9 protein-coding genes are annotated in these 16,152 nt (G+C 73.5%); 4 read left to right on the top strand and 5 right to left on the bottom strand.

Annotation, left to right across the window (positions count from 1 at the left end; translation table 11 throughout):
* The first annotated feature begins 84 nt into the window (after positions 1-84).
* Positions 85-2,040, top strand: a complete 1,956-nt coding sequence (locus LB823_RS02685; RefSeq protein ID WP_224645231.1) for a GMC family oxidoreductase N-terminal domain-containing protein — start codon at positions 85-87, stop codon at positions 2,038-2,040.
* Positions 2,041-2,128: 88 nt separating this feature from the next.
* Here LB823_RS02685 and LB823_RS02680 read toward each other — a convergent pair whose 3' ends face one another.
* Together LB823_RS02680 and LB823_RS02675 are read right to left on the bottom strand one after the other, a co-directional pair.
* Entirely contained in the window at positions 2,129-3,055 is a 927-nt protein-coding gene (locus tag LB823_RS02680) for an LLM class F420-dependent oxidoreductase (RefSeq protein WP_224645230.1), read from the bottom strand.
* A 17-nt stretch (positions 3,056-3,072) separates the two neighbouring features.
* Positions 3,073-4,356, bottom strand: a complete 1,284-nt coding sequence (locus tag LB823_RS02675) for a hypothetical protein (RefSeq protein WP_224645229.1) — start codon at positions 4,354-4,356, stop codon at positions 3,073-3,075.
* Between the two features lie 125 nt (positions 4,357-4,481).
* Here LB823_RS02675 and LB823_RS02670 point away from each other — a divergent pair, with 125 nt between their 5' ends.
* On the top strand, positions 4,482-5,468 hold the full coding sequence (locus tag LB823_RS02670; protein WP_224645228.1) for a Fe2+-enterobactin ABC transporter substrate-binding protein: 987 nt from the start codon (positions 4,482-4,484) through the stop codon (positions 5,466-5,468).
* Positions 5,469-5,541: 73 nt separating this feature from the next.
* Here LB823_RS02670 and LB823_RS02665 read toward each other — a convergent pair whose 3' ends face one another.
* From LB823_RS02665 to LB823_RS02655, 3 genes are read right to left on the bottom strand one after another with little or no spacing between them, the layout of a single operon-like run.
* Positions 5,542-14,091 (bottom strand): non-ribosomal peptide synthetase, encoded by an 8,550-nt coding sequence (locus LB823_RS02665; RefSeq protein WP_224645227.1) that lies wholly within the window; start codon positions 14,089-14,091, stop codon positions 5,542-5,544.
* Positions 14,092-14,117: 26 nt separating this feature from the next.
* Positions 14,118-14,318 (bottom strand): MbtH family protein, encoded by a 201-nt coding sequence (locus LB823_RS02660; protein ID WP_224645226.1) that lies wholly within the window; start codon positions 14,316-14,318, stop codon positions 14,118-14,120.
* Positions 14,315-14,551 carry a phosphopantetheine-binding protein gene (locus LB823_RS02655; RefSeq protein WP_224645225.1) on the bottom strand — a complete coding sequence of 79 codons (237 nt, stop codon included), beginning with the start codon at positions 14,549-14,551 and terminating at the stop codon, positions 14,315-14,317. The genes LB823_RS02660 and LB823_RS02655 overlap by 4 nt, the downstream gene beginning before the upstream one ends.
* A gap of 77 nt (positions 14,552-14,628) precedes the next feature.
* On the opposite strand from LB823_RS02655, the gene LB823_RS02650 reads away from it, so the two are divergent.
* On the top strand, positions 14,629-15,249 hold the full coding sequence (locus tag LB823_RS02650; RefSeq protein WP_224645224.1) for a GNAT family N-acetyltransferase: 621 nt from the start codon (positions 14,629-14,631) through the stop codon (positions 15,247-15,249).
* Positions 15,250-15,252: 3 nt separating this feature from the next.
* Positions 15,253-16,149, top strand: coding sequence for a siderophore-interacting protein (locus LB823_RS02645; RefSeq protein WP_224645223.1), 897 nt, complete (start codon positions 15,253-15,255; stop codon positions 16,147-16,149).
* The last annotated feature ends 3 nt before the right edge of the window (positions 16,150-16,152 follow it).

Below are 16,152 nucleotides of genomic sequence, written 5' to 3'. Positions count from 1 at the left end.
TTGCTCATGACGCCAAGACTATGACGTGCATCACAGTGAGTATTGGAACTCCCGAACAATGCCGCACACCCAGGGAGCACCGAGATGACCTTCGCCTTCGATCCTCGCCAGCGCGCCGCACTCACCGCCGTTGTCGACACCTTCGTCGCCTCCGTCCCCCGCGACGACGACCCGACCGACTTCTGGGCGATCAAGGGCAGCGACCTCCAGGTCGACGCCGCCGTGGAGGAGTACCTGCTCGGGCACATGTCCGACGAGCAGCTCGCCGGTCTGGCCGGACTGCTCGGTGCCGCCGCGGACGCCGGGCTGGCCGAGGGCGAACAGGACGCCCGTGAGGCGCTCCTCGCGGGTCTGGCGGCGTCGGGGGCCGAGGCGGCGCTGGCGATCGCGAGCCTGTGCCAGCTGTCGACGATGATCGCTTACGGCCTCATGGACGAGCAGGGCCGCAACCCGCTGTGGGCGGGAATGGGCTACCCGGGACCGGTCTCCGCGCCGCCGGCGACACCCAAGACCATCACCACGATCACTCCCACCGGCGGTGAGGCTCTCGCCGCGGACGTGGTGATCGTCGGGAGCGGCAGCGGCGGTGGGGTCGCCGCGGCGATGCTGGCCCAGGCCGGTAAGCGGGTGATCGTGGTCGAGGGCGGAAGCTACCGCAACGAGGCGGATTTCGTGCAGAACGAGCTGTTCGCCTACCAGACGCTGTTCCTGCGCGGCGGCTTCTTCCCCTCCGCGGACGGCATGGTGATGCTGGCCGCGGGTGGCACCGTCGGCGGCGGCAGCACCGTGAACTGGTCCAACTCGCTCAGGACCCCGGAGACGGTCCGCAAGGAGTGGGCCGGCGCGGGTCTCGACGACGCCCTCGGCCCCGAGTTCGACGAGCACCTGGACGCGGTCTTCGCGCGGATGGGCTGCAACCAGGACGTCGCGCTGCAGAACGGCCCCCACGAGCGGCTGTCCGACGGCGCCGCCGGGCTCGGCTACTCCTACAAGAAGGTCGATCTCAACGTGAACCCCGATCGGTTCGACCCGGTGCGCAGCGCGTACAGCGGCATGGGCGACCAGACCGGAGCCAAGAACGGCGCCCTGCGCACCTTCCTGCAGGACGCGTCCGACGCGGGCGCCCGGCTGCTACCGAACACTCGCGTGCAGCGGATCACCACGGCCGACGGCACCGCCACCGGCGTCGATGCGACGTACACCGACCCGGCGACCGGCGTGCAGACCGCCGTCCGGATCGACGCGCCCACCGTCGTCGTCTCCGCCGGCAGCCTGGAATCGCCCGCGCTGCTGCTCCGCTCGGGGATCGGAGGCCCGGCCGTCGGCACGACGCTGCGGCTGCACCCCGCCACCCTGGTGAGCGGCATCTACGACGAGCCGCAGGACCCGTGGCACGGCCCGGCGATGGCGGGCGTGATGACCGAGTTCGCCGACGCCGATTCGGGTTACGGCTTCCTCGTCGAGTGTGTGCAGCACCTGCCGGGCCTCTTCACCAGCGTCGTCCCGTGGCTCGGCGGCGCCGCGCACAAGGAGCTCACGGCGCAGTACCGCAACCGCGCCGACTGGGTCGTGCTCGTCAAGGACCGCGGCGTCGGCTCGGTGACGATCGGCGAGGACGGCGAGGCCGTGCACGCCTACCCGTTCGACGACGAGCTGGACCGCAAGCACTTCCGCGAGGGCATCGCCGCCTCGATCCGGATGCAGGAGGCCGCCGGCGCGCGGCAGATCTACGTGGCCGGCCAGCGCTTCGCGCCGTGGACCCGCGGCGACGATCTCAACGCCTTCATCGCGCAGGTGAACGAGATTCCGATCGGACCCGGCGGCACCCCGGTGTTCAGCGCGCACCAGATGTGCAGCGCCCCGCTCGGCGCGGATCCCGTCACGTCCGTGGCGAATCCGTCGGGCGAGCTGCACGACACCCGCGGGGTCTGGATCGCCGACGCCAGTGGCATGCCCACCTGCTCCGGCGTGAACCCGATGATCACCACGATGGCGCTGGCGCGCCGCACCGCGACCAACCTCCTGGCCGCCGGCGCCTGATCTGCGTACCGAAACCGGCCCTCAGCTCGTCCTCGACGGAAATACTTCCGCGCGACCGAGCTGAGGGCCGGTTTCGGTGGCGTAGCGGCTACAGGTCGGCGACCTGCGGCAGCACCTCGGCGCCGATCCACTCGACGTGGTCGAGGTCGCTCTGGTCCAGCACCTGCAGGTACACCCGCGAGGCGCCGGCCTCGGCGAAGGTGCCCAGCTTGTCGACGATCTCGCCGGCCGAGCCGGTGAGCCCGTTCTCCCGCAGCTCGGGCAGCTCGCGGCCGATGGTCGCGGCCCGCCGCGCGACGGTCGCCTCGTCCGAACCGCCGCACACCACCTGCGCGGCGGACTTGATGATCGACTGCGGGTCCCGCCCCGCGGCGACGGCGGCGGCGTCGACCCGGGCCCACACCGCGGCGGCCTCGGCGACGGGCACGAAGGGCGTGTTGTACTCATCGGCGAAGCGCGCGGCCAGGGCGGCGCTGCGCTTCTTGCCGGCGCCGCCGAGCACGATCGGCACGTGCTTCTGCGCGGGCTTGGGCAGAGCGGGGGAGTCGGTGAGCGAGAAGTGCTCACCGCGGAAGGTGTAGGGACCCTGTGCCTCCCACAGGCCGGTCACGATCTCGAGGGTCTCCTCGAAGCGGTCGAAGCGCTCCTTCACGTCGGGGAAGGGGATCGCGTACGCGGCGTGCTCCTCCGCGAACCAACCGGCGCCCAGGCCCAGCTCGACGCGCCCGCCCGACATCTCGTCGACCTGCGCGACCGAAATCGCCAGCGGTCCGGGGAACCGGAACGTGGCGGAGGTGACCAGCGTGCCGAGGCGGATGGTGGAGGTCTCACGGCCGATCGCGCCGAGGGTGATCCACGAATCGGTGGGGCCGGGCGCCCCGTCGACGTTCATCGCCACGTAGTGATCCGACCGGAAGAAGGCCCCGAATCCGGTCTCCTCCGCGGTCCGCGCGACGGCGAGCTGGTCGGCGTAGGTGGCTCCCTGCTGGGGTTCGACGAAGATGCGTAGCTCCATGGAAGACCACTGTGCCACTAGAGCCGAGGGCGCGTGCGATCGAAGGGGGCCTGCACGAAGCGGATGTCGTGATGCCGTTCCAGGGAGCGCCGCTCGTACCGCGCGTCGAGCCGCCGTCCGTCGACGGTGCCGCACAGCCGCAGCCCGTCAGGCACCGTCGTGACCTGCAGATCGACGGGTGCGGCGCCGGCGCCCCGGCGCACGGTGAACCGGTCGCCGTCGGCCCGCAGTCCCCAGGCGGTAACGGCACCGTCGGGGGTCTGGGTGACCAGGCTGTCCTGCGCCGATCCCTTCGCCGGACGGTCCGCGGTGCCGCGCAGGGTGATCGCGATCGACGTCCAGACGGGGCCCGCATCGCCCGTGGCGAGGGCGGGCGCACCGTCGATCGTGAGGGCCGTGGCCCGCCAGACCCCGTCGCGCGGGTCACGCGGTGTGTTCATCGTGTCCACCCGCGCCAGGTTCCCGGCGACGGTGGCGGCGATGAGGACCACGGCGAGGACGGCGGCGGCCACGGTTCCGGTGCGTCGCGCGGGCGAGGCCGTGGCGGGGAGGACGGCGCGCACTAGCTCGCCGCGGTACGGGAACACCAGGACCAGGGCGATCACCAGGAGCTCGGCGGCGAGCAGCTTGACCGGGACGTCGTAGAACAGGTTGAGGAGAACGATCTGGGTGAGCGCGACGACCGAGAGCAGCGCCCCGGCGAGGCGGGTGCGTGGAACGACCAGCAGCAGGCCGGCGGTGAGCTCGATCGCGCCGGTGACCACCGTGTAGGGCGTCGAGGCGGCCATGTACCCCCAGAGCAGGGAGAAGGGCTCCGTATCGCCGACGGCCTGCAGCTGGTACGCGGGCAGGTTCATGTGGCCCATCTGCGCGGGGATCACCTTGGCCAGGCCGTAGAGCAGCATCGCGACCGCGAGCACGGCGCAGGCGATCGCGCGGAGCACGCGGGCGGCGCGGTCGACGCCCGCCGCTCCCCGCGTGCCGGACCGCACGGCGAGCGCGCCCCAGCCGAGGCCCGCGACGACGCCGATGACCAGTGCGCCCGCGTGGAACTGCCAGGCCCAGGTGAGATCGCTGCCGGTGGCCACGTCGACGGGGGCTGGGTCGCTGCCGGTGACCAGGGCCCCGACGGTGCCGATCGCCCGCCAGACCGGTGTGAACACCGACGCCGCGGAGACCGCGGCGAAGATCTGGGAGAGGAGGACGGCGGCCGTGAACAGGACCAGGACGAGGCCGGCGACGGCGAGCGCGACGGTGCGGGCGACCGTGCCGGCGGGGGTGGGGGACTCTGCGCGGCTCATGGCACCACCGTACCGATCAAGCTTTGGTTACCCTAACCTCATCGATGAGTGGGGTGGGGTGCCGCGTCAGCGCCTTTATATGCTTTGATAAGCCTGTCCTAAATATCCTGAGAAAGGGCTAGTTCATGGCCAAGCACGTGCGATACCTCGTCGCCATCCTGTGCGCCGTCGGCCTGGTCGCCGGCTGCGGGGGCGGTTCGACCGACTCCGGCACCGAGGCGTCCGCGACGCGCACCGTCAGCACGGTGAAGGGGGACATCACGATCCCCGTCAAGCCGAAGCGCGTCGTGCTGCTCAACTACAACCTCGCGGGCTACCTCTACGACCTCGGCCTCCCCGTGACCGCGATGGTCACCGAGTACACCGATCGTGATCCCGCGAAGGCCCAGCCCTTCGACGCCTGGAAGGACGACTTCACCAAGGCCGGCACGAAGTTCATGCACTGGCCCGCCGGTGGCTACGACATCGAGGCCATCGCGGCGGAGAAGCCCGACCTCATCGTCGGCGGCGGCCTCGGCTTCCCGTTCAAGCAGACGGGCGACGCCTACGACCGGCTCAAGGCCATCGCGCCGACGCTGGTGGTCGACAACAAGCTGGAGAGCTGGAACCAGCAGTTCGAGTTCCTGGCCAAGGCCTTCGACCAGCCGCAGGTCTACCAGGACGCCGTGAAGAAGTACGACGACCGCGTCGCGCAGGTCAAGGCCGCCATCACGCCGCCCCCCGGCCCCGTGGCCTTCCTGTCGATGACCGCGCAGGGCAAGGCCTACGGCCTGATCGAGAACCGCGGCGTGCCCGCCGAGTTCGCCAAGCTCGGCATCGAGCCCGCGCCGATCTTCGCGAGCGGCAAGTTCAAGCCGTACACCGCCGGTGGCGACTCCTACGAGATCACCCAGGAGGCGCTGCCCAGCACGGTGACGCAGCCCTCGGTCTTCATCGTGGGCTTCAGCGGCCAGACCTTCACCGCGGATTCGCTGCGTTCGCAGCCGGTCTACGCCTCGCTCCCGGCCTTCGCCGCGAACCGGGCCTTCGACCTGCCCTACTGGGTGCAGCGCCCCGACTTCGACAAGGCCATCGCCACGCTCGACGTCGTCGAGAAGATGTTCAAGAAGTAACGGCTCCACAACGCGACAGCCGCGGCCCGGATATCACTCCGGCCGCGGCTGTTCGCGTTCCCGCTCCCCGAGGTCAGTCCGGGAGCACCTGCACCATCGCCTCCTGGGTCACCGTGGCGACCAGCTCGCCGCCGGCGTAGAAGTGCCCGGTGGACAGGCCCCGGCCGCTGCGGGCGACGGGGGAGTCCACGACCAGCAGGTGGAACTCGTCGAACCGGGTGTGCCGGTGGAACCAGAGCGACTGGTTCAGCGTCGCCGCGCCGACCCGGTCGTACCCCCACGCCAGGCCGTGCCGGGCGATGATCGGGTCCTGCACGGTGAGGTCGGACGCCCACGCCAGGGCGGCGTCGTGGAGCACCTGATCGTCGGGCAGCGCACCGTCGGCGCGCATCCACACCAGGTTCCGGCTATCGGCGCCTTCGGCGTCCCGCTTGTCCCACACCGGATCCGACGCGAACCGTATCTCGATCGGGTGCGAGGCGTCGACGAGGGCGCGCAGCCGCGACTCGTGCCCGGCGAACCGCTCCGCCATCGTGGGCAGGGCCAGGGGATCGCCGGCCGCCGGCGCGGCTTCGGTGTGCTCCAGCGGGTTCGAGGCGTCCGCCTGGTAGGCGAGCGTCATGACCGCCAGGATCCGTCCGTCCTGTTCGACGGTGACCTGCCGGTTCGCGGTGGTCCGGCCGTCGCGCAGGCGGGTCACGCGATAGGTGAGATCCTCCGTGACCGTTCCGAGTTCGACGAAGTGGGTGTGCGCGGCGTGCAGCGGCAGGGCCGCGGCGGAGAGCGTCGTTGCCGAGGCCACGATCGCCTGCGCCAGGATCTGGCCGCCGAAGGTGTGCACGCCGACCTTGGCAGGGTGGCGCCCGGTGAAGACGTCCGGAGCGTCGGTCCCGCCGAGCCTCAGTACGTCGAGGAACTGCTCGAAGTCGCTGCCCGCCGGGGCGTCCGGCGCCGCGGATTCCACCGCGCGCGCGGCGATCCCGGCGATCGAGCGACCCTCCAGCACGTCGCGCGCGCTGAGCTCGAAGCCGAGGCGACGCGCCCGGGACACCACCTGCAGGGAGATGAGCGAGTCGCCGCCCAGCTCGGTGAAGTCGTCCGACAGCCGTACCTCCTCGGTGTCCAGCAGCTCGCGGAAGACGGCGAGGAGCGCCGCCTCGGCCGCGGTCGCGGGCTCCCGGTCGGGGCCGGTGTCGGCCCGCGCCGCGGGCTCCGGCAGGGCGTCCCGATCCAGCTTGCCGGTGGGGCCCAGGGGGAGCCGGTCCAGGACCACGTAGGCCGCGGGCACCATGTGCGCGGGGAGTTCCGCGCCCAGCGCGGTGCGGATCGCCTCGGGATCGGGCTGCGCGCCGTCGTTGCGGACCAGGTAGCCGACGAGCCGGTCGCCGCGCACCAGCACGGCCGCGGCGCGCACGCCGGGCTGCCGCGCGAGGGCGGTCTCGATCTCGCCCAGCTCGATCCGCAGGCCGCGGATCTTCACCTGGTGGTCGGCGCGGCCGTGGAAGGAGAGGTTGCCGTCCTCCCGCCACGCCACCAGGTCGCCGGTGCGGTACATCCGGGATCCGGGTTCTCCGAAGGGGTTCGCCACGAAGGTCGCCGCGGTGAGGTCCGGGCGGTGCAGGTAGCCCTGGGCCAGCGAGTCGCCCGCGAGGTACAGCTCGCCGAGCACGCCCGTCCCCACCGGGTTGAGCCCCTCGTCGAGCACGTAGCAGGGCAGGTTCGGGTCCGGCCGGCCGATGGGCAGGGGGCCCGGGTCGTCGGGCTCGTACCGCCAGGTGACGGCGTTGATCGTCGCCTCGGTCGGGCCGTAGCAGTTGAACAGGGCGCGCCGGCCCCGCCCCCAGTGGTCCGCGAGCTCCGGGTCGAGGCGCTCGGCGCCCACCATGAAGATCACCGACGGGTCCACCTCGGCGTGGTCCGGCATCGCCGCCAGGAAGGAGGGCAGCAGGTTGATCACCGAGACCCGTTGCCGCTCGATGTACTCCAGCAGTTCGTCGCCGGGAACGCGCACGGCGTCGGGCGCGATCACGGAGGTGGCGCCCGCCATGAGCGGGCCGAGGACCTGCAGCACGGAGATGTCGAAGCTCGGGGAGCCGGTCTGCAGCACCCGCTCGTCGGCGCGGAATCCCAGCGCCTCCATCACGAAGGCCATCAGATCGGGCAGGCCGCGGTGGCTCACCGCGACGCCCTTCGGCCGGCCCGTGGTGCCGGAGGTGTAGATGATGTACGCCAGGGCGTCCGGCGTGAGGCCCTCCCGCGCGTGCGCCGGATCGGTCGCCTCGCCGGCGACGTCCCACGGGTCCACCGCGCGCACGGGCACCCCGTCGGGCACGGAGGCCGTGGTCGCCTCCGGGATCGCGCCGCACGTCAGCACGGCCGACGGTGCCGCGTCCTCCAGGAGGAACTGCAGCCGCGCCGCGGGATACGAAGGATCGAGCGGCAGGTACACCGCGCCCGCCTTGAGCACGCCGAAGACCGCGACGTACCAGGGCAGTCCGCGCTCGGCGAAGACCGCCACCACGTCCTGCTGCCGCACCCCGTCGGCCAGCAGGCGGTGGGCGATCCGGTTCGCGGCCTCGTCCAGCTCGCGGTAGGTCAGCTGCTCGTCGTCGCAGACCACGGCGGGGTGGTCGGGCGTCGCGGCGACGTGCGCGCCGAACTCCTCGAGCAGCGGCCCGTACGCGCCGCGCAGGGGCACGTCGCCCAGCGCCAGCATCGCGGCCCGCTCGTCGGCCGGCAGCGTGCCGATCGCCCCGACCGGGGTGTCCGGCGCGGCGACCACGGCGCGCAGCACCGCGGTGAGCCACCGGCCGTAGGCGCGCACGGTGTCCTCGGCGAGCACGTCGGTGCGGTAGCCCAGGCCCAGGGTGAGGCGCTCGCCGGGGAGGACGACCACGGTGAGCGGATAGTGGGTGGCGTCCGTGATGTCGACGCCCGTGAGGTCGAGGCCGGGCTCGACCGGCTGCACGCTGCGGTCGGAGAGCGGGAAGTTCTCGGTGACGACCATCGTGTCGAAGAGATCGCCGAGCCCTGCGGCGCGGGTGATCTCGACGAGGCCGAGGTGATGGTGGTCGGAGAGCGCGAGGGCGCGGCGGTGCACGTCGGCGAGGACCTCGCCGACCGGCTGCTCCGGCGTGGCCCGCACGCGGATCGCGATGGACTCGCCGAGCTGCCCGACCATCGTGCCCACGTCGGGCACTTCCACCGGGCGGCCCGAGACGGGGCAGCCGAAGACCACGTCGCGGCGGCCGGTCAGCCGGCCCAGGAGCAGTCCCCACGCGGTGTGCAGCACGCTGGTCAGCGTGACGCCGCGGGTGCGCGCCAGCTCGGCGAGGCCGCGGGTCAGGTCGTCGTCGAGCTCGACGAGGATGCGCTCCGGCGCGGCGTCGGCGGCACCGGAACCGGTGGGCGCCAGCAGCGTCGGCGCCTCCAGGCCGGCCATCTCGTCGGCCCACGCCGCGCGGGCGGCGGGGACGTCCCGGTCCGCGCGCCAGCGGTAATAGCCGTCGAGTGGCGCCGACGCCGGTGCGGCCGGGCCGCCGCCCAGCTCCGCGTAGATCGCGAGCAGGGTGCGGCCCGCGATCGGCATGGACCAGCCGTCGAGTAGCGAGTGGTGATTGGTGAGCGCCAGCCGGTGCCGGTCGGGGCCGGTGCGGCACAGCAGGAACCGGATGAGCGGCGCCGTCGACGGGTCGAAGCGGCGGGCCTGCTCGGCCGCGGCGACCGCGGCGAACGCCGCCGCCGGATCCTCGCGGTCCGCGACGTCGACGAACGTGAAGTCGGGGCGCACCGTCTCCGGGATCACCTGCACCACGTCGGACGAGGCCGTGTAGCCCAGCCGGGTGCGCAGCGAGGGCACTCGGCGCAGCAGCTCCGCCGCCGCGGCCGCCATCCGGTCGGGGTCGACGGGGCCGTCGAGGTACGTCGCGGCCTGCACCGTGTAGACGTCGGGCTCGCCCTCGGCCAACACCTGCGAGTGGTACGCGAGACCCACCTGCAGCGCTGTCGCCGGCAGCACGTCGGCGATCGGGCCGTCCTGCTCCAGGTGATCGATGTCGGCCTGGTCCAGCGTCACCAGCGGCAGGTCCGACGGGGTGAGACCGCCACCGTCGGGCCCGATCCGCGCGGCGTGCGCGGCGAGCGCGCCCACGGCCTCGGCCCAGCAGGCCTGCAGCTCGGCGACCGCGGCGGCGTCCAGCACGCCGCCCGCGGCGGTCCACTCGACGGTGAGCCCGTCGGCGCCGTCGAAGCAGTTGATGGCGAGCACCTGCTCGAGCGCCTTCGTGGCCGGGTCGAGCACCGCGAACGGGGTGTCGCCGGGGAGCCGCCAGCCGTCGTCGGGCGCGGCGAACCGGCCGAGGTAGTTGAAGACCACGTCCGGCGCGGCGCCCAGCGGCCCCGCCTCGGAGTCCAAGTGCCGGAGGACGCCGTAGCCGATGCCCTGCCCGGGCACGCCGCGGCGGGCCTCCTTGACGGCGCGGACGAGCCGCCCGGCGGCGGCGCCGCCCGCGAGGGCGTCGTCGAGCTCCGCGTCGTCGAGCGGGACAGGAAGGCGGACGGGGTGTTCCACGGTGAACCAGCCCACGGTCCGGGCGAGATCCGCGGAGCGCAGCACCTGCTCGCGGCCGTGCCCCTCGACGGTGACCGCCGCGGCCGCGCGCGGGGCGAGCCCGGCGCGGCGGCGCCGCAGTCGGAGCGCCAGGGCGAGGGCCGCCAGGAGCGTCTCCTCGGCATTGGCGCGGTACGCCCGTGCCAGCCCGGAGGTCACCGGCTCGGCGAGGGGCGCGGGAGTCCGGGTTCGGGTGACCGCCGCGGTGGCGACGCGGTCGACGGCCGGGTCGAGCAGCCGCCCGCCGAGCCGTTCGGCGTCGTCCATCGTCGCCCGCCACAGGTCGACTTCGCCTCGGTACGTGCCGCGCTCGCCCTGTTCGGCGAGGGCCAGGGCGTGCGCGCGCCAGGGCGTCGCCTCGGCGCGGACGGCGGGCGCGCGGCCAGCGGCCGCGTCCCGGTGCGCCTGCGGGAGGTCCTGCAGCAGCACGCGCCAGGAGACGCCGTCGACGGCGAGGTGGTGGACCACCAGGACCAGCCGGTCCGGGGCGTCGTCGCCGCGCACGATCCGCGCGCGCAGCACGGCACCGGCGGCGGGGTCGAGTTCTGCGGCGAGCTCGGCCGCCACGGATTCGACGGTGCCGTGGCCCTCGGTGACCTCGACGGGCGGAGCCGCCTCGTCGATCGTGAGCGTCGTCGAGCCCGAGAGACGCAGCCGCAGTGCGGGATGCGCGGCGACGACTGCCTGCAGTGCCGTCCGGACCGTCTCGAGCGTGGCCCCGACGGGCAGCTCGGGGGCGATCCACTGCGCGTAGCCCGCGATGTCCCGCGGGTCCGGGTTGAGATCCAGCAGGGCGGCGACGATCGGCGGCGCGGGGAACTCGCCCTCGGCGGGGACGACGGGGCCCTCGTCCAGCGCGGCGGTCTCGGCGGCGCCGGCGGCCAGCGTCGCGAAGCTGCTGCCGGAGAGGAAGTCCCGCGGTCGCACGTCGAGCCCCTGGGCTCGGAGCTCGCTGCACACCGTGATGGCGCTGATGCTGTCGCCGCCCAGGCTGAAGAAGTCGTCGTCGACGCTCACCTCGGGGACGTCGAACGCGGCGGCGACCACCGCGCAGAGGAGCCGCTCGCGGTCGGTGCGGGGCGCCCGGCCGGCGGTCTGCACGGCGGGCGCGGGCAGGGCGGCGCGGTCGAGCTTGCCGTTGATCGTCACCGGCAGCTCGTCCAGCACGACCACGGCGGAGGGCACCATGTGATCGGGCACGGACTCGCCGAGCGCGGCGCGGACGCCGTCGGCGGTCACCGAGCCGGTCACGTAGCCGACGAGGCGGTCTCGGCCGGCGTCGGTGCGGACCACGGCGGCGGCGCTCGTCACTCCGGACACGGCGGCCAGAGCGGTCTCGACCTCGGCCAGTTCGATCCGATAGCCGCGGATCTTCACCTGGCCGTCGCCGCGTCCCAGGTACTCGTAGCCACCGTCCCCGGCCCACCGCACGCGGTCGCCGGTGCGGTACATGCGGGAGCCCGGTTCGCCGAAGGGGTCCGCCACGAACCGCTCGGCGGTCGCCGCGGGCAGGTTCAGGTAGCCGCGCGCCAGGTGCGGTCCGGCGAGGTACAGCTCGCCGATCTCTCTGTCCCGGACCGGTTGCAGCGCACCGTCGAGCGCGTAGGCGGCGGTGCCGGGCACGGCGCGCCCGATGACGGGGGTCTCCCCGGCCACGACCGCGGTGGTGGCGTCCACGGCGGCCTCGGTGGGCCCGTAGACGTTCACCGCGGGCACGCCGGCGGCCGCGATCCGGCGCCACAGCGCGGGCCCGGTCGCCTCGCCGCCCAGGATCAGCAGGGACGGGCGGTGTTCGCCGTCGAGCAGCCCGCCGTCGATGAGCGGCGCCGCCATCGACGGGGTGGTGTCCACGACGTCGATGCGGTCGGCGCGGTACGCGGCCAGCAGGGCGTCGGCGTCGCGGGCGGTCTCGGTCGAGTACAGGTGCAGCGCGTGGCCGCTGAGCAGCCACAGCAACTGGTCGAGGGAGGCGTCGAAGGAGAACGAATAGGTGTGCGCGCAGCGCAGGCGGCGCTCGGCGTCGCGGGCCGTCGCCAGATCGGCCAGCGTCGCGCGGTGGTGTCGCAGCAGGCTCGTGAGCCCGCCGGTGCGAGCCGCGACGCCCTTCGGGCGGCCGGTGGAGCCGGAGGTGTGGATGACGTAGGCGAGGTGGTCCGGGTCCCGCGGCGCGGCGAGCTCCGACTCGCTGAGCGGGGCGCCGGACAGCTCGTCGAGCCGCGCGCCGATCGCCGGATCGTCGAGCCGAAGCTGCGGGATCCCCTCGGGCGCAGCGGAACCAGTGACGCCGACCAGGAGTACGGGCCGCGAGTCCGCGACCAGCTCGGCGTGCCGGGCGGCGGGGTGCGCCGGGTCGAGGTACTGGTAGGCGCCGCCCGCGTCGAGGACCGCGAGGATCGCCACCACCAGGTCGACGCCGCGCGGCAACGCCAGGGCGACCACGTCGTCGGCGCCCGCGCCCTCTGCGCGGAGCAGCCGGGACGTGCGGTGCACCCGATCGGCGAGCTCGCCGAAGGTGAGCCGGTCGTCGCCGTGGACGAGGGCGAGGGCAGCGGGGTCGCGGCGGGCCTGCGCCTCCAGCGCGGCCGGGACGTCCTGCGCGGGGTGCGCGGATTCCGGTGTGCGGGACCGCTCGATCAGCGTCTCGCGCAGGCCGGCGGGGAGCAGCTCCACTTCGCCGAGCGCGGGCGCGGCGGGGGAGGCGAGCTCGGTGATGAGCGTGACGACGGCGTCGAGCCGGCCCTGTACCTGCTCGTGCGTCGCGGAACGAGCGTCGACCTCGAAGCCCACCAGGAGCCCACCGTTGCCGGTGGGGATGACACTCAGCCCGTAGTCCTCCGGGGGGCCGCCCGCCACGTTGCGCATCGTGCCGGCCGAGCCGGCGAAGTCGAGGGTGAGGTCGAAGGCCTTGAGGTTGATGCCCCGGCCGTGCAGCAGCGCCCCGACGGTGGGGGAGCCCAGGTCGCGGGGGAGGTCCTCGCCGCGGTAGCGCTGGTGGGCGCGCATGCGCCGCATGGTCTCCGCGACGCGGGCGCTGAGGTCGGCCAGCCGGTCGTCGGCGCGCACCGGCAGGCGCAGGGGCAGCACGTTCACCGCCATCGCGGGGGTGCGCAGGGCGACCCCGCCGCTGCGGCACATGAGCGGCATCGCGAAGACCACGTCGGACTCGCCGAGCGAGCGGTGCAGGAAGGCGGCGTAGCAGGCGATGAGGGCCTCGCCCCAGGTGGTGCCGGATTCGTCGGCGACCCGGCGCAGGGCGTCGAAGATCTCGGGGGACAGCTCCGTGCGGGCGGTGAGTACCTCGCTCGCCGGGCCGTCGAAGCCGGGGCGCTCCGGCGGTTCGGGCAGCGGGGTGAGCTCGTCGCGCCAGTAGGCGCGATCGGCCTCGTGCCGCTCGCTCGCGCGGTACTCCTGATCGGCCGCGACGAACTCGACGAAGGAGCCGAACGGGGACTTCGGCGGCTCCGCCCCGCCGATGAGCGCCGTGTAGTGCGCGGCGACGCGGCGGGAGAGCATCGCGGCGGAGTAGCCGTCGAAGACGAGGTGGTGCCCGAGCTGGGTGTACCAGACCTCGGTGTCCGACAGGCGCAGGATGCGGAAGGCGAAGAGGTCACGGTCGGTCATCGCCGTGCAATGCGCCGCCAGTCGCGCGCGCTCTGCGGCCACGGCGGCCTCGGCCTCGGCCCGCGGGTCGGGCTCGCCGCGCAGGTCCACCACGATCGGCTCGGAAACGGTACCGTCGTCGATCCACTGCCGCGGACCGTCCTCGGTCTCGACCACCCGCAGGCGGAGGCTGCCGGCCTCCGCGACGGTGCGCGTGATCGCGGTGCGCAGGGCGCCGAGGTCGACCGCGCGGCCGCCGACGATCTCCAGCACGTCGCCCACCACGTAGTACGGCGAGTCCGGTTCCAGCCGTTGCGCGTTCCAGATCCCGTGCTGGGCCGCGGTGAGCGGCAGCAGGATCGGTGCGTCGGTGCCGGCCGATGCCGGGGAAGGGGCGGCCTCTGCGAGGGTCACGTCGGGGGCTCCTGGGCGGTGGGTGGCTAGCGGGGGAGGTCGGCGCGCTGTGGGCGGAGGTCCGTCCACGCGGCCTCGATGTGCGTGCGGCAGTCCTCGCGCGAGGACGGGCCGAACTCGACGGTCCAGCCCGCCGGGATCTCGGCGAAACGGGGCCACAGCGAGCGCTGCTCGAGGTGGTTGCGGAGGACGAGGAAGCCCGCGTCGGGCTCGTCGAACGGGTTCATTCGCCGACCACGAGCCGCTGCCAATGGGCGAGCTCGGGCTGCTCGGCGAGGTCGGGGAACTCGAGCTCGGCGGCGCCGGCGTCGCGCCAGCGCTGGATCAGCGTCATCACGCGGACCGAGTCCAGGCCCAGGTCGAAGAGGTTGTCGTCGTCCGCGATCGACTGCGCGGGGACCTGCAGCAACTCGGCGACGTCGGCGCGCACGCGGTCTGCGGTCAGCGGGGAGGTGGACATATCGGAAACCGTCTCCTTGGGGTAATCTGCGGTGCGATCAGGTAGGTAAGCCTACACTTCGCTACTGGGGGTTGTGCATGCTGGACCACGCCGCGGTCGGCCGCCGGCTCGAGGGCCGCGAGCATCCGCCCATCGGCGATTTTCTCGCCGCGCTGCACCTGCCGGGCTTCGACCTGCGGGTCGTCGACCCCGATTCCGCCGACGTCGACCTCGTGCACGGCTGGATGAACACCCCGGCCGTGGCGGCGGCGTGGGGACAGGCGTGGCCCCGCGAGCGCTGGCGCACCCACCTGATCGGGCAGCTCGACGGTGGCCACACGGCTCCCGCGATCGTCGCGCACGGCGGCGTCGACATCGCCTACGTGGAGCTGTATCGCGCCCATGCCGACGTGGTCGCGCGGTGCTACGAGTCCGACCCGTACGACGTGGGCGTGCACCTCGCCATCGGCTCGCCCGCCCACCGCGGCCACGGCTGGGGCGCCCGCATCGGCGCGGCCCTCATCGACGCGGGTTTCCGCGCCGAGCCGCGCTGTCGCCGGATGCTCACCGAACCCGACGCGCGCAACACCGCCGCCGTCGGCGTGAGCGCCGCGCTGGGCATGACCAGGCTCGGCGTCATCGAGCTCCCGCACAAGACCGCCGTCCTGTTCGCCGCGGAGCGAGCGCGTTTCGCGCCGCGGCCCGACCGACCGGAGTGAACCATGAAGTGGAACGATTTCGTCCTGACCCTCACCGCGACCGCGCAGGTCGCGGAGAACCTGCTGCGCCTCGAGTTCGAGGTGGGCGACGGCACCGCCGGGGGCTACGTCCCCATCGCGCCCGGTGACGAGTCCATCGCCTTCTACTTCTCGCCGGACGGTACCGAGCTGACGGCCCGCCCCTCCGACGACCCCGGCGCGCTCGGGGGCTGGGAGATCGCCGATCCCGAGCGCAGCCTGGGTCACCGCAACTACTCGGTGCGCGCCTACGATCCGGCGACCCGCCGCATGCTCGTCGACGTGGCCGAGCACGGCCACGGTCCCGCCATCGACTGGTTCCGCGCCGCTCGCCCGGGCTGGCGGCTCCTGGCCGCCGGCCCCCGCTCTTGGTACGACCCCGCCTCCGAGGCCACGCGGCACGTGCTCGCGGGCGACCTCGCGGCGCTGCCCGCGCTCGCCCGGATCCTGGAGGAGACTCCCGCCGGCGTCGACGTCACCGTCATCGCCGAGGTCCTCGACCGCAGCGAGATCGCCTACCTCCCGGAGCGTCCCGGTACCGAGGTGATCGAGGTGATCGGCAGCGGCAACGGCGCCGCGCCCAGCCGCCTGCCCGAGGTGCTCCGCACCGTCGACTTGCCGGCCGACGGCTACCTCTGGCTGGCCGGGGAGGCGGCCGACACCCGTGCTGCGAAGAAGCACGTGCGCGGCCTCGGGTGGGCGCGCGACCGCGCCGACGTCGTCGGGTACTGGCGGCACGACGCCGAGGCGTGGACCAAGCGCTTCGAGGCCGCGGGGGAGGAGAAGCTGCGCGCCGTCTTCGCCGACGCCCTCGCCGCGGGCAAGTCCCGCGACGAGGCGACGGACCTCTACGAGCAGGCCCTCGAGGCCGCGGGGCTGTGACGC

Source organism: Tsukamurella sp. M9C, from assembly GCF_020169415.1.
GTDB lineage: Bacteria > Actinomycetota > Actinomycetes > Mycobacteriales > Mycobacteriaceae > Tsukamurella.
Note: the sequence above shows the minus strand (reverse complement) of the source record. Positions and strands in the feature narration are given on the sequence as shown.